Genomic DNA, 17,959 nt, shown 5'->3' on the forward strand with positions numbered 1-17,959 from the left:
AATAGGTATGCCTCATTGGTTTTAATATTACAGCATCTATGAATTATTAATAATCACAGCTTATTTAATAGTTTAGCCTAGAGTCGATCATTTTCATCTAGTTTATCTACTTTAAATAAATCTAAAAGCAGACATTAGCAGTAATCAGCTTAGATGATTTATCTGTTTTAGTAATGCGATAAAGGTAAACAATTTTTAATCAGTGCTTTCATTTTGTGCTATATCAACGTGGATGTCGATAGGGTATAATTCGCGCCTTTTGTTATTGAACGGCCAATTTTATGAGCACATTAAAAGCTGATCGCGGCTTATTCTCATACCCTAAGTATTGGGCTGAGTGTTATGGCACAGCCCCATTTTTACCAACAACACGCGAAGAAATGGACGCGCTTGGCTGGGATAGCTGCGATATTATTATTATTAGCGGTGATGCTTATGTAGACCATCCTAGTTTTGGGATGGCCGTAATTGGCCGTGTGCTAGAAGCGCAGGGGTTTAGAGTGGGCATTATTGCTCAGCCTGATTGGAACTCTAAAGATGCCTTTATGGAATTGGGTAAGCCTAACTTATTTTTTGGTATTACAGCCGGTAACATGGATTCGATGATCAATCGTTACACCGCTGAAAAACGAATGCGCCACGATGATGCTTATACCCCGGGAAATGTTGGTGGTAAACGCCCTGACCGTGCCGTGATAATATACTCGCAACGTTGTCGTGAAGCCTATAAAGATGTGCCACTCGTTTTAGGGGGCATTGAAGCCAGCTTGCGTCGTATTGCTCATTACGATTATTGGCAAGAAAAAGTACGCCGTAGTGTATTGTTTGACGCTAAGGGTGATATTTTAATTTATGGTAATGCCGAACGTCCATTGGTTGAAGTAGCGCACCGTATCGCTGCGGGTGAAACCATGGATACCATACAAGATGTGAGAGGCACGGCGGTTATTCGTAAAGAGCCTTTACCCGGTTGGCGTGGTAGCGATTCAACAGCCATTGATAAAATTGGTAAAATAGACCCTATTCCTAATCCTTATGGGGCGGATGATGCGGGTTGTGCTAAATCAGAATTTAAGCAAGCGGGCATTGATTTAAAAGCCGAAGCTGCAAAACCAATTACCATACAGCCTGCGCGCCCTAAGCCATGGGAAAAAACTTACGTTAAGTTACCCGCTTTTGAGCAGGTCAGTGTTAATAAACCATTGTATGCCCATGCATCGCGTATTTTACACCAAGAAACCAACCCTGGTTGTGCAAGAGCGTTGTTTCAGCGTCATGGCGATCGCTCTATTTGGGTGAATCCGCCAGCCTATCCACTTGAAACCCAAGAAATGGATGATGTGTTTGGTTTACCGTATCAGCGTATTCCGCACCCAAGTTATGGCGACGACAAAATCCCTGCTTACGATATGATTAAAACGTCGGTAAACATAATGCGTGGTTGTTTTGGCGGCTGTTCGTTCTGTTCTATTACTGAGCATGAAGGGCGAATAATTCAAAGCCGATCTCAAGAATCGATTATTGAAGAGATTGAGCAAATTAGAGATAAAGTGCCAGGCTTTACTGGGGTTATTTCTGATTTAGGCGGACCAACCGCAAATATGTACAAACTGCGTTGTACCAGTAAAAAAGCAGAGAGTACCTGTCGCCGCTTGTCGTGTGTGTACCCTGATATTTGTAAGCATATGGATACTGACCATACCCCAACTATCGATTTATATAAAAAGGCGCGTGAGGTTAAAGGGATCAAAAAGATCTTAATTGCTTCAGGCGTGCGTTATGACCTTGCCGTACGTGATCCTCGTTACGTTAAAGAGCTAGTAACTCATCATGTTGGTGGATATTTAAAAATTGCACCAGAGCACACTGAAGATGGCCCATTATCTAAGATGATGAAGCCTGGTATGGGGGCTTACGATGAATTTAAAGCGCTATTTGATAAGTACTCTAAAGAAGCGGGTAAAAAGCAGTATTTAATTCCATACTTTATTTCTGCTCACCCAGGGACTAAAGACGAAGACATGGTTAATATGGCTTTGTGGCTGAAATCGAATGACTTTAAGCTTGATCAGGTGCAAAACTTTTACCCATCACCGATGGCTAATGCGACCACCATTTATCATACTGAAATGAACTCGTTACGTAATATTAAAAATAACACAGAGCAAGTTGCGGTACCAAAAGGGGCGCGCCAGCGTCGTTTGCATAAAGCAATTTTACGTTACCATGATCCTGCCGGTTGGCCGATGATCCGCGAAGCTCTTCGTAACATGGGCAAAGCTAAACTCATTGGTAAAGGTCCAAATTGTTTAGTGCCAGAAGAAGGCAGAGATGAAAGGCAAGCCAAAGGCAGTAAAGGCAGTAAAGGCGGTCGTCCAGCGCTTACTCGTCATACTGGCTTTAGTCAGTTTAAAAAAGCCAACACTAAACCTAAGGTGGGCGGTAATCGCCAGCGCGCAAGGTAAAGTAACTATCGGCTTAAACAAAAACACCGCGTATTGATGCGGTGTTTTTGTTTATAAACGTTTATAAAAAAATTAAATCAATAACCAAGTTGCAGTGCCTAAAAAGGCAAATATACCAACAATATCAGTTACCGTGGTTAGTACCACACTGCCTGCAAGGGCTGGATCTATTTTCATTTTTTTAAGCAATAGTGGGATACTAGCACCCGCAATACCTGCTGCAACTAAATTCATAAACATAGCAAACGCTAAAACACCACCGAGTTTGAAATCCCATTGCCAAAGCGCAACGACACCGGCAATTAGGATAGACCAAACCATACCGTTAATCGCGCCGATAGCGAGTTCTTTTAATAATAAAAAACGTTGGTTAGTTTGGTTGATATGGCCCACCGCGATACCGCGAATAACCAAAGTTAAGGTTTGGCTGCCTGCAACCCCACCCATTGACGGGACAATGCCATTGAGCACAGCAAGAATTGGTAATATAGCTAAGGTGTTTTCAAAAAAGCTCGCCACAATTGCAGCCAGCAATGCAGTTAGTAAGTTTACACCTAGCCAAATTGAGCGCTTTTTAGAGCTTTTTAAGACCGGCGCAAAGGTATCTTCTTCATCATCAAGACCCGCTAAGCTTAATAAGCTATGCTCTGCATCTTCACGGATAACATCAACGATATCATCAATAGTAATACGACCAAGCAAATGCGCGTTGTCATCGACAACTGGTGCCGATATCCAGTTATGCCGTTCAAATAGTTGCGCTACTTCGCTTTCATCCATTGAAATAGGAATAGATTCACACTCTTCATCCATCAAGTCCTGAACAATTTTTTCAGGGGGATTAGTTAATAAAGTGCTCAGCGATAAGGCGCCTAAAAAACAGTTATGTTTATCTACAACGTATAAGTCATCAGTGCCCTCAGGTAGTTCACCACGTAAGCGTATATAGCGCAGTACAACATCTAGAGTCACATCAGGGCGAATAGTTACCGTATCGATATTCATCAAGGCGCCAGCAGAGCGCTCTTGGTAAGATAGTGCTTGTGTTGCGCGCTCTCTATCTTGAATATCCATGGCGCTAACAACGTCTTTATATACGGTGTCTGGTAGGCTACGTAGTACTTCCCCTAAATCATCATGGCCCATGTCTTCTGTTGCAGCAGCAATGTGCTCAGGTGCCATTTGCGCAATAATGCCCAAACGTACGTCTTCAGAGAGCTCTTCAAGTACATCACCCTGCACATCGGGATCAACCAGTTGCCAGAGCATACGACGAATTTTATGGGGAGATGATTCTAAAAGAAGTGCGGTATCACAAGGTGCCGTTTTTGCTAGCATGCGCCTAACTTGAACAAATTGACCACTATTTAGTGACTTAGTCACCTGTTTTAGTTGTTGTAGTGGAATATCTTGTTCTAAAGCTTCAGGCATTGGCGTCCTTAATTAAATTTTATTACACGATGATGGGGTATCGCTTTATCTTACTTTATATCAGTAAACTACCTCAACCACTATTAACCTTAGCTTATGAGCAGGATTACTCTTGCTCATTAAATCGTTGATCAATGAGCTCACCAATTGCATTAAGTGCAGGTTCTGCGTCAGGGCCTTCACATACTACCCTAACTTCTTTGCCTTGACTGCTTTCGAGTAGCATAAGAGCTAGTACACTGTCGCCAGCGGCTTGTTTATCGTCTTGAAATAACGTGATTGAGGCATCAAATTGCACAGAAAGCTGTGCCAGCACAGTAGCCGCTCTGGCATGCAGGCCTAATTTGTTTTTTATTAAAAATGTACTTTCTAACCGCATTAATATTCTCTCAAGCTTTATTCTTGTTCTCGGTGGCGAATTTTCACATTAGGATGACTCATTGCAAAACTTTCACCTATAGTTTGCGCTAAGTAAACCGAGCGATGCTGACCACCGGTACAGCCAATGGCAATGGTTAAATAGCTACGGTTATTTCTTTCTAAATGAGGCAGCCATGTTTGCACGAATGTTTGAATTTGCCATGTAAACTTTTGTACTATGCTGTGACTGGCTAAGTAGTCTTTTACTGGTTGATCTAGCCCTGTAAGCGGCTTAAGTTCAGGCTCCCAATGTGGGTTTGGTAAAAAGCGAGCGTCAAATACATAATCGGCTTCTTTAGGTATACCGTGTTTAAAGCCAAATGACTCAAAGGTAATGATCAGTTGTTTGTCTTTTTTACCGAGTATTTTTTCACGGATAGACTCAGCAAGCTGATGCACACTTAAGCCTGTGGTATCAATCATATAATCGGCACGATTAATGAGTACATCAAGGAGTTGTTTTTCTTTTTTTATTGCTAAATCAAGTGGCAGAGAATCAATAGAAAGAGGATGAAGACGGCGTGTTTCTGAAAAGCGTTTGATTAAGGTTTGATCGTCACTGTCTAAATAAAACACCGTTGGCTTAGTAAAACCAGGCAAATATTCAATGATTTCATTAAACTGTTGTTGTTCTTTAGGTAAGTTACGCACATCAACACTTACAGCTATTTTATTGTAGCTGTCGGAAACACTACGAACAAGAGAAGGTAATAAATTTAAAGGTATATTATCTACACAATAATAACCTAAATCCTCAACAACGCGTAACGCAACAGATTTACCAGAACCTGAGCGACCACTTATAATTATTAATTCCATTTATCACCCTTTATTATTGCTACGGTTGACTTACAATGATCTGGTACAGCTCATTGTCGGATTTTGCCGCCCGTAATTGCTTACAAAATTCTTTATCGTTGAGCTTTTCAGCTATAGTGGCTAAGGTTTTTAAATGCTGCTTATTGTCACCGTCGGGTACAATTAAGGCAACAAAAATGTCGACCGGTCGATTATCTATTGCATCAAAATTAATAGCCGCTTCGCTCACTAATATAAGTGCAAGAGGCTCTTGTACACCACTCATACGACCATGAGGAATTGCAATTCCTCGGCCTATACCTGTGCTCCCTAGTTTTTCTCTTGCTGTTAATGCATTAAGAATATCTTGTTGAGCTAAATAGGGCAGTTTATTGTGAGCCAATTCACTGATAAATTCTAAAATTCTTTTTTTACTATTAAAAAGGACCGCAGCTTTACTGCAGTCCTGACAGATAAGTGAGCTTAGTTTCATAGTGTTAGTGTCGAGCAAGTTTCTCTTTGTGTTTAATTACTTGACGATCTAGCTTGTCAATCAGCGAGTCTATAGCGGCATACATATCTTGGTGTTCAGTAGAAGCAAAAATCTCAGCGCCACTAACATGAACGGTTGCTTCGGCTTTTTGGTTTAGTTTTTCTACATCGAGAATAACGTGCACATTCGTTATGTGATCAGTGTGCCTCTGTAACTTCGAAAATTTACTATTTACGTAGTCTCTAAGCGAGTCGGTAATATCTACATGGCGACCAGTTAAATTCAGTTGCATAAACATTTTCCTCTTTGTTGTACGCCTTAAATCAAACTTTTACGTTGATTTGACGGGGGAATAGCTAGAGATTCGCGATACTTTGCAATAGTTCTCCTTGCTACTTTAATTCCTTGCTCAGCCAATATATCTGCAATTTTGCTATCACTCAATGGTTTAGCTGAGTTTTCTGCAGCGATTAATTTTTTAATTAATGCGCGTATTGCTGTTGAAGAACATTCACCACCATTTTCAGTGCTTACATGGCTGGAAAAGAAATATTTAAGCTCAAAAATACCGCGTGGTGTATGCATGTATTTTTGCGTAGTAACACGTGAAATAGTCGACTCGTGCATTTCTACCATTTCGGCTACGTCATTAAGTACCATAGGCTTCATCGCCTCAGGACCATGTTCAAAAAAGGCCTGTTGTTGCTGCACAATACAGTTGGTTACTTTAAGCAGCGTGTCGTTTCTACTCTCTAAGCTTTTTATAAACCATTTAGCTTCTTGTAAGTGTGAGCGAATGAACTGGCTATCGCCACTTGATTTGACCGTACGAGACATAGCTGCATATTGGCTGTTTACCCTAATTTTAGGCATGCTATCTGGGTTTAGTTCAACCACCCAACGGCCTTTCACTTTTTTAACCGACACATCAGGAATAACGTACTCTGACTCTTCTCTAACGATAGTGTCTGCCGGTTTTGGGCTAAGGGTGTGAATTAACGTCATGACCTCTTTAAGCTCATCTTCTTTGAGCTTAGTTTTCTTCATTAACGTGCGATAATCACGCGCAGCCAATAAATCAATGTGATCAGTTAAGATCATTTTTGTTTCGTTTAAAAAAGGCGTGTCTTGATCAAACTGATTCAATTGAATACACAAACACTCTTGTAAACTACGCGCGGCTATTCCTACCGGATCAAATAGCTGAATACGCTTTAATACCGCTTCTATTTCATCAAGTTCAACTTCATCTTCTATGTCGTTCTCTTGATTAAAGCTCTCTAATATTTCTTCACAGCTAAGAGTTAAAATGCCCGAATCGTCCACGGCTTCTACGATAGCAATCGCGATGGCTTCATCAGTAGGGCTAAACGGTGTCAGTTGCAATTGCCACATTAAATATTCATGTAGCGTTTCAGTTGAAGAGCCTTGATAAATTGATTCATCTTCAGGCATTGGTCCTGATGAAGAGGCAGGTGCTGCGCTCATGTATTCATCCCATGTAACATCCATTGCCATATCATCGCTAATGGTGTCTTTGGTCATGGCTTCGCCGCTATCTTGCTCATATTCGCTAGGTTTTTCATCAGCTGAAGCACTTAGCGTTGATTCTTCGATATCGGCTTTTTGTTCGTTTTTACCCGCAGCATCTTCACTGTAATCTTGTTCTTCAACTTCAAGCAAGGGATTGCTATCGAGCGCTTCTTGAATTTCTTGCTGGAGATCCAATGTACTGAGTTGCAATAAGCGAATTGCTTGTTGCAACTGTGGAGTCATTGTAAGTTGCTGGCCCATGCGCAGCTGTAATGATTGCCTCATTTATCTCTAACAATCCTTTTAAATTAGTATAATTAATATTAGCAGATGCTTAGTGTAATAACACACATATTAGAGCTTGAACTGCTCGCCTAAATAAACATCGCGTACCGTTTTATCGTTTAATACATATTCTGGAGTGCCTGATGCAATTAACTCTCCATGAGAAACTATGTAGGCTTTTTCACAAACATCAAGAGTTTCGCGTACGTTGTGATCTGTGATCAATACGCCAATTCCTCGATTTTTAAGGTGTTCTATAATTTTTTTAATATCTAATACAGAGATAGGATCAACCCCTGCAAAGGGTTCGTCTAATAGTATAAATTTAGGATTTGCTGCTAATGCTCGCGCAATTTCAACACGGCGGCGCTCACCACCTGATAGGGCCATACCTTGGCTGTCACGAATATGTTGAATACTAAATTCATCAAGTAAATTATTTAAGGTATCTTCACGTTGCTGCTTATTAAGCTCTTTGCGTGTTTCTAAAATAGCCATTAAGTTTTGGTAGACCGTCAGCTTTCTAAAAATCGATGATTCTTGTGGTAAATATCCTATCCCTAGGCGAGCTCGGCTGTGCATTGGTAATAAAGTGATATCTTGATCATCGATTGATATTTTGCCTTTATCGCTCGGTACAAGGCCTACAATCATGTAAAAAGTCGTGGTTTTACCTGCGCCATTGGGGCCAAGTAAGCCGACAATGCTGCCAGCTTCAACCTCTAGGCCAACGTTTTTCACCACTTCACGGCCTTTATAGCTTTTCGCTAATAGCTCTGCTTTTAATGTGCTCATGGTTGGCCTTTATCGTCTTCTTTTTTGTTTTCAACAGGGACTAAAATAGTGTGTACACGGTCTGTTGAGTTTTCGTCTTTTTCTGCGCTAATTAACTGCTGCTCTATATCGTAGGTGATACTTTTAGCAGTTATTTTTTGACCTGCTTGAGCAATACTGGCTTCGCCGATTAAGGTTAAAAAACGCTGCGAAACATCGTAACGCACTTCATTCGCACTGGCGCTCATAATGGTGCCATCAGCTTGTGTTTCTTCAAAATAAGCAGGGCTGCCTGTGGCAATTAAAAGTTGCTTATTCTCACCTAAGTCATCACGTTTATGTACTTCTAAACGGTCAGCGTTAATGCGGCGATTACCATGAATAATTTCAACATTTTTCTCAAAAATGCCCACGTTTTCTTTTAATTGACCTTCTTGTCTGTCAGCACTAATTGAAATTTGATTAGCAGCAGGAGCTTCAACGGTTTCCTCTGCATGGCTATGAAATGCAATCAGTAATGAAGGAACAATTAGAATTTTAAATAGGTTATTGGTCATAATATAGGGTTCGCGTATGGTTAATAAGTTTAATCACTTCGGTTTTTAAATCGGCCTCAAGGCCTTTACCTGTGATTTTTAAATTAGGTCCTGTAATAACGACAGGCTGCTCTGACTGCATAGTGAGTAGTTTTATATCTACATTGATGCTATCGGCTGTGATCGTATCGATCATGGCGTTATCGGCTAAATTTAGCGCTTTTACATTGCCCTCTAATACGAGTTGACGATCGTCGTAGAGGGTGGCCTCATCAGCGTTAATACGCCATGTTTGCTGCTCGTTGTATAACGTAAATATAGGTTTTTCAAAAAAGGTAAAACCAAGTTGTTGGTATAACTCCATTTTTACCGCAGTTACTTTGTGGCTTATTTTACCTTGCTCATTATAAGCGGTTTGTTTTAGCTCAATCGCAGTGTAATCAGGCTTAGCAATAGTTTGAGTTTGTTCATCCGCAATAATATCTACCTGAGAAAAATAAGGATACCAAAGCCAAACCATACAGCTTATGAATAAGATGCTCAGTATTATGCGAGCTACATTCATGAACTGGTTCCTTGGCTAGTAAGTGGCTTATTGTTTTCAAGCATCAGTAAATCTGTTAACTCTCTTACTGCGCCAAAGCCGCCTGGCAACTGAGTGACATAATGCGATAAACGTTTAATCAGTGGGTGGGCGTCGTTTACGGCTACTGCAAACCCGACTTTTTCCATCACTGGCATGTCAGGGCCATCGTCACCAATGTAAGCTATTTGCTCATCGCTGAGCGCTAATTTTTGTTTTAATTCTTGATAGGCAATGAGTTTGTCTTCTTGGCCTTGGTATATATGTTGTACGGTTAAATTGCTCATACGTTGTTGAACTATTTTTGAGTGACGACCTGTGATCACGGCAACTTCAAAACCACTATTAATAAGGGCTTTAATGCCAAACCCGTCTTTAGTATTAAATGCTTTGAGCTCTTCACCTTGGTTGCCAAGATAAATACGTCCATCAGAAAATACACCATCAATATCGCAAATTAATAATTTTATTTTTTTTGCGCGCGCTTTTGCATCATCACTTAACGGCTGATAAAGATCTTCAAACTGCATTTATAGCACCCCCGCTTTTAGTAAGTCTTGCATATTTAGTGCGCCAATGGGCTGATTATGCTCATTAATCACAATTAAACCATTAATACGTTTTTGTTCCATAATGTTCAGTGCTTCAGCCGCGAGTATGTCTTGTGTGGCTGTTGTACATGACTTTGTCATCACAACATTAATTTCTGTGCTGTGTATATCAATACGTTGCTCTAAAATACGGCGTAAATCACCATCGGTAAACAACCCCGATAATTGCTGATTACTATTTATAATAGCGGTCATGCCAAGCCCTTTGGCTGACATTTCAATTAAGGCGTCTTTAATGGTTTGCGTTTCATTAATAATAGGCGTGTGAATACCGCTGTGCATTACATCTTTTAAGGTTAAGAGTAAGCGTTTGCCTAAACTGCCACCTGGATGCGACAGTGCAAAATCATCAGCGGTAAAACCACGGGCTTCTAATAATGCTACCGCCATAGCATCGCCCATAGCGAGTGTTGCTGTGGTACTTGCTGTTGGCGCTAAGCCTAATGAGCAGGCTTCTTGTTCAACTTTAATACACACATGCACATTTGCCAATGTTGCCATGGTTGACGTTTCGTTGCCTGTCATAGCAATCATTTTTGCGCCAATGCGTTTTAATACCGGAATAATATTAAGCACTTCACTGGTTTCGCCAGAGTTAGATATAAGCATAACCACATCATTTGATGTAATCATACCTAAATCGCCATGACTCGCTTCACCAGGATGTACAAAAAATGCGGGGCTACCAGTACTCGCTAAAGTGGCTGCTATTTTATTACCGATATGGCCCGACTTACCCATACCAATAACAATAATACGGCCTGAGCAGTCGTACATTAATTGGCACGCTTGATCAAAGCTTTCATTAACGTATTGTGCGATATCGCTGAGTGCTTGACGTTCTATATCAAGGACGCGCAAGCCTTGTTGAATAAAATTTAGCGTTGCCATGGATCACCCTACTTGACTAAAAATATAACCTTGGTAAATCATAAATGCGACGATGAGTACGCCACCTTCTAGTCTATTGATACGTCTTTGACCTCTAAAGTTCAATGACATAGCAATAAGTGCCAAGGTTGCACCGATCATAATTAAAACATCACGGTTAGCTACTGATGCGTCAATAACTGATGGGTTAATTAATCCTGCCAGCGGTAACACCGCGAGAATATTAAAAATATTTGAGCCAACAATGTTACCCAGTGCTAGATCATCTTCATTTTTAAGAACACCCGCAATGGAAGCAGCAAGTTCAGGTAGGCTGGTGCCTATGGCTATTATGGTTAAACCAATTACTAAGTCACTTAAGCCAAAATATTTTGCAATATCAACGGCTGAGCCAACTAAAAAGTGTGAGCTAACAGGAAGTAAAATCATTCCGACGACTAACCAAAAAACGGCTTTTTTGGTTGGGACATTATCAGGTACTTCATCACAGGCTTCGCTAACAAAGGGGTCGTCTTGGTTTTTTGCTCGCAGTGATACAAAAATAAGTCCACCAATAAAAACAACAAAACCAAAGAGTAAGGCTGCGCCTTCAAAAAACGAAAAGTAGTTATCTGAAAAAATATACCAAGTAGCGATAGACACCAATAATACCAGTGGAATTTCTCGTTTTAATGTACTTGAAGAGACTGAAAGCGGTCTTAAAAGCGCTGTAATACCTAATACTAATAATATGTTAGTGATGTTTGAACCAACTGCATTACCTACGGCTGTATCGGTTTTATTTGCCAAAGCAGCCGAAGCGGATACCATCATTTCAGGGGCCGATGAGCCCATAGCTACCACTGTTAAACCTACAATTAATGTTGGTACGCCAAAGTTTTTAGCCAGTGCCGCCGCACCATAAACAAACCTGTCCGCACTCCATACGAGAGCCGCAAAACCGAGAATTAAAATGACAAACGAGGTAACCATTGTGATAAGCCAGTTAGTGTAAATTCAGATAGCGCGAATAGTAACAAAAGCCACCATAAAAGTATAAGTAAAAGAGTAAGCTGTAATACATTAGGCGGTTATTAAAATAATTATTTAATGGGTTAACTTGCTTGTTTAAGCATCGGTTAAGTCAATTTGTCGCAGTCTTATAGCTGTTTTTGCGTGGCTATTACAAAATCTTACGAATTGTTTTTTCCATCTTGACCAAAAAACCCTTAAAATAGAAATATGAGAGAATATTGTTATGGAGAGCGACTTGTCGCAATCAATAGTAGAAGTCAAGGATGTTACCTTTTCTAGAGGCGATAGGGTCATATACAAAAATATGAGCTTTGATGTCCCAGAAGGTAAAATTACTGCCATTATGGGGCCAAGCGGAATTGGCAAAACCACGATGCTGCGCTTAATTGGTGGCCAGCTCAAACCCGACTCCGGTGATATTTTATTTAAAAACGACAGCATAGTTGCCATGTCCCGTAAAGAGCTCTACGCGGCACGTAAACGTATGAGTATGTTATTTCAAAGCGGTGCATTATTTACCGATATGTCGGTGTTCGACAATATCGCATTTCCTATCCGCGAGCACACACAGCTCAGTGAAGATTTAATTCGTTTAGTGGTTTTAATGAAACTACAAGCAGTTGGCTTACGTGGTGCTAAAGATTTAATGCCTTCAGAGTTATCCGGTGGTATGGCACGTCGTGCAGCCTTGGCTCGCTCTATAGCGCTTGATCCTGAACTGATTATGTATGATGAGCCTTTTGCAGGACAAGATCCTATCTCAATGGGAGTGTTGGTTAAGCTTATTAAATCTTTAAATGAAGTACTTGGTTTATCTTCTTTAATTGTTACGCACGATGTGACTGAAGTAATGAGCATTGCCGACCACGTTATTATTATTGCCGATCAAGGTGTGATTGGTAGCGGCACGCCAGATGAAATGCGTCAGCACGAATCACCACTTGTGCAACAATTTTTAAAAGGATTATCAGATGGGCCTGTACCATTTCATTATCCAGCACAAACCTATGCAGATGAACTGTTAGGAGAGCCGCAGTAATGTTGGATTTACTACAAAAAATAGGCCATAAAACACTAGGTCGTTTTGCTGCACTTGGGCGCTCCACTCACATGCTAGCAAGTGCATTATGGCATTTACCCAATTTTAAAAAAGGTACGCCTCTGCTAGTGCGCCAACTTTACATGGTTGGTTCACAATCGCTGTTGATTATTGTTGTGTCGGGATTATTTATCGGCATGGTTTTAGCGCTGCAAGGTTATACCGTTTTAGTTGATTATGGCGCAGAAGATAGCCTAGGTCCGTTAGTAGCGCTTAGCTTGTTACGTGAGCTTGGACCGGTAGTTACTGCGTTATTATTTGCAGGCAGGGCAGGCAGTGCGTTAACTGCTGAAATCGGCTTAATGAAAGCCACCGAGCAATTATCGTCGCTAGAGATGATGGCTATCGATCCGCTTAGACGTATTATTGCGCCGCGATTTTGGGCTGGCTTAATTAGTATGCCGCTACTGGCGTTAATTTTTTCAGCGGTCGCTATTATTGGTGCTCACTTAGTGGGTGTTGATTGGCTAGGCGTTGATACCGGAAGCTTTTGGTCAATAATGCAATCTCAGGTGTCGTTTGAAAAAGATATACTAAACGGTTTAATTAAAAGTATCGTATTTGCGATTGTTGTAACTTGGATTGCGCTTTATAAAGGGTATGACTGTATTCCTACATCAGAGGGGATCAGCAAGGCAACAACAGAAACAGTGGTACATTCATCACTGGCGGTATTAGGTTTTGACTTTATTTTGACAGCGGTAATGTTTACTAGCTAATAGGGTATTAAATAATGAATTCACGGAAATTAGAAATTTTAGTTGGTTTTTTTGTCGCACTGGGTATTTTAGCATTTTCAATGCTAGCGCTTAAAGTGGCTAATTCAGGTATTAGCGGCTCAGGTGAAACCTACACATTAAACGCCAAGTTTGAAAATATAGGCTCATTAAAAACTCGCGCGCCCATTAAAGTAGGGGGAGTTGTTATTGGTCGTGTCGAGTCAATTTATGTACACCCGCAAGAGTTTTTACCTGTGGTGAACATGAGTATTGATGCGCAGTATTTATGTCGTTTTTCAGATACCAGCTCTATCTCAATTTTAACCTCGGGTATTTTAGGTGAGCAATATTTAGGTATTAACCCTGTGATCGCCTCGGATTCAGCTAAGCAACGTTGTTTAGGCGAAGATGTTGCAAACAGTGCACAAGACCAAGCTATTGATGATTTATTTGGGGTGCAAAGCAAAGCATTAGCAAGTGGCGATTCAATCACTGATACCAAATCGGCATTGGTACTTGAAGAATTAATTGGCCAGTTCTTATTCAACCAAGGTAGTGAGTAATTATTATGTTGAAAACATTTTTAGTAAGTATTGCGCTGGTAAGTTTAATGCTATTACAAAGCGTGCAAGCAGCAGAAGTAAAATTAACTGATCCTAATAAAATGGTACGTCAAGTTGCTGACAATACCTTTGCACGAATTACTCAAGATCAACCATTAATAGTAAAAGATAAAGAACATTTACGTGTTATTGTTGAAGAAGAGTTAATGCCGTACATCGACTACAAATATGCAGCACTAAGAGTGTTAGGTAGCGAAGTGTCTAAGGTACGCGCAATTACCGACAAGGCAGAAAAAGCAAAAGCAATTGAAGATATTCAGCGTTTTATTGGTGCGTTTAGAGAGTACTTAGTTGCCACCTATGCCGGTGTATTTACCCAATACACTAATCAACAAGTTGAATTTGCTGCCGAGCAACCGTTTAAAGGTAAAGACGTGGTGGTGGTAAAAACCAAAATTGTTGAAGCAGGTAAACCTGATATAAAAATTGATTTTAAAGTACGTGAAGACCGAAGCGGTGAGTGGCGAGCTTACGACATGATTGCTGAAGGGATTAGTTTACTTGATGCAAAACAAAGTGAACTTCAGGGGATTTTACGCCAACAAGGTATTGACCATGTTAGCAGCTTATTAGAGCAAAAAAGTAAGCTACCGGTTCAGTTTAGAGGCAGCGATACAAATGAGTAAATTGGCAATTAGCCAAGTTGATGAGCAGCATTTACGAGTTACTGGTGAATTGACTCATAACTCAATTGGCAATGAACGGCTTCTGAACACTAAGCGACAAACTAAGCATAAAACCCTTTATTTTGACCTAAGTGAGGTCACAAGGGTTGACACAGCCGGCTTAGCTTGGTTAATTCACTCTTTTACAGAATTTAAGCAGCAAGGCATTCGCCTTGAATTGCAAAACCCACCTGAACAACTGCAAAACCTTATGCAGTTGGGTCAGGTTACAACCCTATTTGAGTGAGAGTTATGGAAACGAGTCAAGTCGAAACATTATTACGCGACGAACTTCAGTTAGCTGAAGTGCATGTAAAAGCCAATGGCAGTCATTATGAAGTAATTGCAGTTGGTGAATGCTTTGACGGATTAAGTCGTGTTAAAAAGCAACAGTTAGTGTATGGCCCATTAATGAATACTATTTCAGATGGTACCATTCACGCTGTTTCTATCCGCGCTTTTACTCCGACTGAGTGGAAACGTGAGCAAAAATTCATTTTACCGCAATAAATAAGGCCCCTTAGATGGATCAATTTGTAATTCAAGGTGGCACTTCGCTGGCTGGTGAAGTAACTATTTCTGGCGCTAAAAATGCGGCACTGCCTATTTTATTTGCAGCCTTATTGCCCGAGGGCAAGAGTACCTTTACTAATGTACCGCGGCTTCGCGATATTATAACTACTGAAGCCTTATTAAAAACCTTAGGCGCTGATGTTCAGTGGCAAGGTGATTCACTGATTATTGATGGTGCCACGGTAAATAGTACGTTAGCGCCTTATGAATTAGTAAAGCAAATGCGCGCATCAGTGCTCGCACTTGGGCCTTTAGTGGCTCGTTTTGGTGAGGCTCAAGTATCTTTGCCTGGTGGCTGTGCTATTGGTGCACGCCCAGTTGATATTCATATTCAAGGTTTAGAGCGCATGGGCGCGCAAATAACTGTGGAAAATGGTTATATTAATGCCAAAGTAGATGGACGCTTAAAAGGCGCTGAAATTTTCATGGAAATGATCAGTGTCGGTGCTACCGAAAACTTACTCATGGCGGCAACACTTGCAGATGGCAAAACTGTTTTAGAAAATGCAGCGCGCGAGCCCGAAATCATCGATTTAGCTAATTGCTTAATTGCAATGGGCGCTAAAATTACTGGTGCAGGTTCTAGCCGTATTGAGATTGAAGGGGTTGAGCGTTTATCTGGTTGTGAGCACCGCATATTACCGGATCGTATTGAAACCGGTACCTTCTTAGTTGCAGCCGCGATGGCCGGTGGCGAAGTACTGTGTAAAATGACCGACTTTCATTCACTTGAGCCGGTAATTGAAAAACTGCGTGCAACCAATGCGCTACTAGAAGTGCATGAGGATAGTATTTATCTTGATATGCGAGGCCGAGAGCTTAAAGCGGTTAATATTAAAACTATGCCGCACCCAGGTTTTCCAACCGACATGCAAGCTCAATTTACCGCTTTAAATGTAGTGGCTAACGGCAGTGCGACCATTACCGAGACTATTTTTGAAAATCGGTTTATGCATGTGCCTGAGTTACAACGTATGGGCGCTAATATTCGCCTTGAAGGCAATACGGCTTTTTGTGGTGAGACTCAAAGCTTATCGGGTGCGCAGGTTATGGCAACCGATTTACGAGCATCAGCGAGCCTTATTTTAACGGGGATTGTGGCCCAAGGTGAAACGGTTGTTGATCGTATTTATCATGTAGATAGAGGTTATCAGCGTATTGAAGATAAACTCAGTGCGTTAGGTGCTAACATCAAACGCAAAAGCAATTAGTTATATTAATACAATTATTATTCTAACGCATAAAAAACGCGATTATATATCGCGTTTTTTTATGTCTAATGCCAAAATATAAACAAGCGCTTTATAGCTTGGTTTCGAGCTCGGCTACTTTCACCATTATTTTTTGTATTTTACCGTTACGGTATAGCTCAAACTCAATTTCTTTACCTGGCTCGGTACTGCCTATCTTTTTTAATACATTTTGTGGATTAGCCACTGAAAGCCCAGCAATTTTAATTACAATATCTTGCTCTTCTATACCCGCCTGCCATGCAGGACCTAGAGGGTCGAGATTGGTAATACGCATGCCTGCGACAGGCGTTAAGCTATCATTGACCTCTTTGCCTGTACTATCTACTGCAGTGCCTTCAAAGCCCAAATAACCACGAACAACACGACCATGGCGAATAAGTTTACCCATAACTTCTTTAGCAAGGGTGTAAGGTACAGCAAAAAATATTCCCTGAATGTTCAAGTTCTCACGGGTTTTAAATTGGGCTGAGGTGATCCCTACTAAGTCGCCATTAGAATTTACCAGCGCTCCCCCCGAATTACCCACGTTAATAGCGGCATCCATCTGCAATAAATTATTGTAAGGACTGTCGGTAATTTTTTGCTTACCAGTGGCGCTAATGATCCCCTGAGTAATTGTTTGCCCTAAATTTAATGGATTCCCGATTGCTAACACCAAATCGCCTACATTCGAGGTGTAGTTGTCATTAACAGGAATAACAGGGAGGTGGTTGGCATTTATTTTTAATAATGCTAAATCGGTAATGGTATCAAAGCCAATAAGTTGTACATCAAAAAAACGTCTCCCATCGGTAAGAATCACCAGTATTTGGTCGGCATTATTGATCACATGGTAGTTTGTCAATATATAGCCATCGGGTGACATGATCACGCCAGATCCGAGCTCTTGCACCGTATTTTGGCGCTTGTAGCGTGGCTCTTTAGAAATGCTTTCTGAAAAAATAGTGACGACCGATGGTGCCGCGCGTTTAACCGCATCCGAAAAGCTTAAATGGCTTGTGGTCATTGCGCTTGGCAGGGGAACATTAGGTAGTAATGCAGTCCGCATGTTAGGGCTGAAAAAAACCACTAAAAAAGCAATGCCTAAACCGGCAAACAAAGGAGGAAGTACAAATTTTAGAAGTTTTAGCACGGTATTCTTATTGTTAGTGAGCAATCCCTTTATGATGGCACAAAAAAAATAACAGCGGCAA

The 17,959-nt window shown here is 40.9% G+C and carries 21 protein-coding genes; 8 read left to right on the forward strand and 13 right to left on the reverse strand.

The genetic code is table 11. From position 1 onward, the window contains the following. Positions 1–281 precede the first annotated feature (281 nt). Entirely contained in the window at positions 282–2,465 is a 2,184-nt protein-coding gene (locus FHG08_RS05635) for a YgiQ family radical SAM protein (protein ID WP_178954820.1), read from the forward strand. A 72-nt stretch (positions 2,466–2,537) separates the two neighbouring features. Here the strand turns inward: FHG08_RS05635 and mgtE are convergent, their stop codons facing one another. The 12 genes from mgtE to FHG08_RS05695 form a co-directional block, all read right to left on the reverse strand. After that, positions 2,538–3,896, reverse strand: coding sequence for a magnesium transporter (gene mgtE / locus FHG08_RS05640; RefSeq protein WP_008115512.1), 1,359 nt, complete (start codon positions 3,894–3,896; stop codon positions 2,538–2,540). Positions 3,897–4,002: 106 nt separating this feature from the next. Continuing rightward, the gene (locus FHG08_RS05645) at positions 4,003–4,275 is read right to left on the reverse strand and encodes an HPr family phosphocarrier protein (RefSeq protein WP_138609047.1); all 273 of its coding nucleotides are present in this window, start codon (positions 4,273–4,275) and stop codon (positions 4,003–4,005) included. Between the two features lie 17 nt (positions 4,276–4,292). Further along, a complete protein-coding gene (rapZ, locus tag FHG08_RS05650) occupies positions 4,293–5,135 on the reverse strand; it encodes an RNase adapter RapZ (protein ID WP_178954822.1) in 843 nt (280 codons plus the stop codon). Between the two features lie 19 nt (positions 5,136–5,154). Continuing rightward, entirely contained in the window at positions 5,155–5,607 is a 453-nt protein-coding gene (gene ptsN, locus FHG08_RS05655) for a PTS IIA-like nitrogen regulatory protein PtsN (protein WP_178956830.1), read from the reverse strand. Between the two features lie 4 nt (positions 5,608–5,611). Beyond that, complete coding sequence (gene hpf, locus FHG08_RS05660) at positions 5,612–5,899, reverse strand: ribosome hibernation promoting factor (RefSeq protein ID WP_010390562.1); 288 nt, start codon at positions 5,897–5,899, stop codon at positions 5,612–5,614. A 26-nt stretch (positions 5,900–5,925) separates the two neighbouring features. Then, positions 5,926–7,425 carry an RNA polymerase factor sigma-54 gene (locus FHG08_RS05665; RefSeq protein WP_178954824.1) on the reverse strand — a complete coding sequence of 500 codons (1,500 nt, stop codon included), beginning with the start codon at positions 7,423–7,425 and terminating at the stop codon, positions 5,926–5,928. 69 nt (positions 7,426–7,494) lie between these two features. Then, positions 7,495–8,220, reverse strand: a complete 726-nt coding sequence (gene lptB / locus FHG08_RS05670; protein WP_138609041.1) for an LPS export ABC transporter ATP-binding protein — start codon at positions 8,218–8,220, stop codon at positions 7,495–7,497. Then, positions 8,217–8,756, reverse strand: a complete 540-nt coding sequence (lptA, locus tag FHG08_RS05675) for a lipopolysaccharide transport periplasmic protein LptA (protein ID WP_178954826.1) — start codon at positions 8,754–8,756, stop codon at positions 8,217–8,219. The genes lptB and lptA overlap by 4 nt, the downstream gene beginning before the upstream one ends. Then, positions 8,746–9,300, reverse strand: coding sequence for an LPS export ABC transporter periplasmic protein LptC (gene lptC / locus FHG08_RS05680; RefSeq protein ID WP_010390567.1), 555 nt, complete (start codon positions 9,298–9,300; stop codon positions 8,746–8,748). The genes lptA and lptC overlap by 11 nt, the downstream gene beginning before the upstream one ends. After that, the gene (gene kdsC, locus FHG08_RS05685; RefSeq protein WP_010390568.1) at positions 9,297–9,848 is read right to left on the reverse strand and encodes a 3-deoxy-manno-octulosonate-8-phosphatase KdsC; all 552 of its coding nucleotides are present in this window, start codon (positions 9,846–9,848) and stop codon (positions 9,297–9,299) included. Before kdsC ends, lptC begins: the two co-directional genes overlap by 4 nt. After that, positions 9,849–10,820 (reverse strand): KpsF/GutQ family sugar-phosphate isomerase, encoded by a 972-nt coding sequence (locus FHG08_RS05690; protein ID WP_010390569.1) that lies wholly within the window; start codon positions 10,818–10,820, stop codon positions 9,849–9,851. A 3-nt stretch (positions 10,821–10,823) separates the two neighbouring features. Continuing rightward, entirely contained in the window at positions 10,824–11,792 is a 969-nt protein-coding gene (locus FHG08_RS05695; RefSeq protein ID WP_054202369.1) for a calcium/sodium antiporter, read from the reverse strand. 265 nt (positions 11,793–12,057) lie between these two features. Here FHG08_RS05695 and FHG08_RS05700 point away from each other — a divergent pair, with 265 nt between their 5' ends. From FHG08_RS05700 to murA, 7 genes are read left to right on the forward strand one after another with little or no spacing between them, the layout of a single operon-like run. Further along, positions 12,058–12,873 carry an ATP-binding cassette domain-containing protein gene (locus FHG08_RS05700; protein WP_178954845.1) on the forward strand — a complete coding sequence of 272 codons (816 nt, stop codon included), beginning with the start codon at positions 12,058–12,060 and terminating at the stop codon, positions 12,871–12,873. Beyond that, complete coding sequence (mlaE, locus tag FHG08_RS05705) at positions 12,873–13,652, forward strand: lipid asymmetry maintenance ABC transporter permease subunit MlaE (RefSeq protein ID WP_178954847.1); 780 nt, start codon at positions 12,873–12,875, stop codon at positions 13,650–13,652. Before FHG08_RS05700 ends, mlaE begins: the two co-directional genes overlap by 1 nt. Positions 13,653–13,666: 14 nt before the next feature. Further along, positions 13,667–14,215: an outer membrane lipid asymmetry maintenance protein MlaD gene (gene mlaD / locus FHG08_RS05710; RefSeq protein ID WP_008115537.1), complete on the forward strand. Its 549-nt coding sequence runs from the start codon at positions 13,667–13,669 to the stop codon at positions 14,213–14,215. A 5-nt stretch (positions 14,216–14,220) separates the two neighbouring features. After that, positions 14,221–14,901: a phospholipid-binding protein MlaC gene (locus FHG08_RS05715; protein ID WP_178954857.1), complete on the forward strand. Its 681-nt coding sequence runs from the start codon at positions 14,221–14,223 to the stop codon at positions 14,899–14,901. After that, positions 14,894–15,187 carry a lipid asymmetry maintenance protein MlaB gene (locus FHG08_RS05720; RefSeq protein ID WP_138570633.1) on the forward strand — a complete coding sequence of 98 codons (294 nt, stop codon included), beginning with the start codon at positions 14,894–14,896 and terminating at the stop codon, positions 15,185–15,187. The genes FHG08_RS05715 and FHG08_RS05720 overlap by 8 nt, the downstream gene beginning before the upstream one ends. A 5-nt stretch (positions 15,188–15,192) precedes the next feature. After that, positions 15,193–15,450, forward strand: coding sequence for a BolA family protein (locus tag FHG08_RS05725; RefSeq protein ID WP_007378312.1), 258 nt, complete (start codon positions 15,193–15,195; stop codon positions 15,448–15,450). A gap of 14 nt (positions 15,451–15,464) precedes the next feature. Continuing rightward, a complete protein-coding gene (gene murA, locus FHG08_RS05730) occupies positions 15,465–16,724 on the forward strand; it encodes a UDP-N-acetylglucosamine 1-carboxyvinyltransferase (RefSeq protein ID WP_055013340.1) in 1,260 nt (419 codons plus the stop codon). A gap of 91 nt (positions 16,725–16,815) precedes the next feature. On the opposite strand, the gene FHG08_RS05735 is transcribed toward murA, so the two are convergent. After that, positions 16,816–17,898 carry a trypsin-like peptidase domain-containing protein gene (locus tag FHG08_RS05735; protein WP_054202365.1) on the reverse strand — a complete coding sequence of 361 codons (1,083 nt, stop codon included), beginning with the start codon at positions 17,896–17,898 and terminating at the stop codon, positions 16,816–16,818. Positions 17,899–17,959 lie beyond the last annotated feature (61 nt).

It is taken from the genome of Pseudoalteromonas sp. Scap03 (genome assembly GCF_013393115.1).
In the GTDB taxonomy this organism is placed as follows: Bacteria; Pseudomonadota; Gammaproteobacteria; order Enterobacterales; family Alteromonadaceae; genus Pseudoalteromonas.

Coding starts and splice junctions, on each gene's coding strand:
- FHG08_RS05635 (WP_178954820.1), top strand. CDS start 282: ATGAGCACATTAAAAGCTGATCGCGGCTTATTCTCATACCCTAAGTAT.
- mgtE (WP_008115512.1), bottom strand. CDS start 3,896: ATGCCTGAAGCTTTAGAACAAGATATTCCACTACAACAACTAAAACAG.
- FHG08_RS05645 (WP_138609047.1), bottom strand. CDS start 4,275: ATGCGGTTAGAAAGTACATTTTTAATAAAAAACAAATTAGGCCTGCAT.
- rapZ (WP_178954822.1), bottom strand. CDS start 5,135: ATGGAATTAATAATTATAAGTGGTCGCTCAGGTTCTGGTAAATCTGTT.
- ptsN (WP_178956830.1), bottom strand. CDS start 5,607: ATGAAACTAAGCTCACTTATCTGTCAGGACTGCAGTAAAGCTGCGGTC.
- hpf (WP_010390562.1), bottom strand. CDS start 5,899: ATGCAACTGAATTTAACTGGTCGCCATGTAGATATTACCGACTCGCTT.
- FHG08_RS05665 (WP_178954824.1), bottom strand. CDS start 7,425: ATGAGGCAATCATTACAGCTGCGCATGGGCCAGCAACTTACAATGACT.
- lptB (WP_138609041.1), bottom strand. CDS start 8,220: ATGAGCACATTAAAAGCAGAGCTATTAGCGAAAAGCTATAAAGGCCGT.
- lptA (WP_178954826.1), bottom strand. CDS start 8,756: ATGACCAATAACCTATTTAAAATTCTAATTGTTCCTTCATTACTGATT.
- lptC (WP_010390567.1), bottom strand. CDS start 9,300: ATGAATGTAGCTCGCATAATACTGAGCATCTTATTCATAAGCTGTATG.
- kdsC (WP_010390568.1), bottom strand. CDS start 9,848: ATGCAGTTTGAAGATCTTTATCAGCCGTTAAGTGATGATGCAAAAGCG.
- FHG08_RS05690 (WP_010390569.1), bottom strand. CDS start 10,820: ATGGCAACGCTAAATTTTATTCAACAAGGCTTGCGCGTCCTTGATATA.
- FHG08_RS05695 (WP_054202369.1), bottom strand. CDS start 11,792: ATGGTTACCTCGTTTGTCATTTTAATTCTCGGTTTTGCGGCTCTCGTA.
- FHG08_RS05700 (WP_178954845.1), top strand. CDS start 12,058: ATGGAGAGCGACTTGTCGCAATCAATAGTAGAAGTCAAGGATGTTACC.
- mlaE (WP_178954847.1), top strand. CDS start 12,873: ATGTTGGATTTACTACAAAAAATAGGCCATAAAACACTAGGTCGTTTT.
- mlaD (WP_008115537.1), top strand. CDS start 13,667: ATGAATTCACGGAAATTAGAAATTTTAGTTGGTTTTTTTGTCGCACTG.
- FHG08_RS05715 (WP_178954857.1), top strand. CDS start 14,221: ATGTTGAAAACATTTTTAGTAAGTATTGCGCTGGTAAGTTTAATGCTA.
- FHG08_RS05720 (WP_138570633.1), top strand. CDS start 14,894: ATGAGTAAATTGGCAATTAGCCAAGTTGATGAGCAGCATTTACGAGTT.
- FHG08_RS05725 (WP_007378312.1), top strand. CDS start 15,193: ATGGAAACGAGTCAAGTCGAAACATTATTACGCGACGAACTTCAGTTA.
- murA (WP_055013340.1), top strand. CDS start 15,465: ATGGATCAATTTGTAATTCAAGGTGGCACTTCGCTGGCTGGTGAAGTA.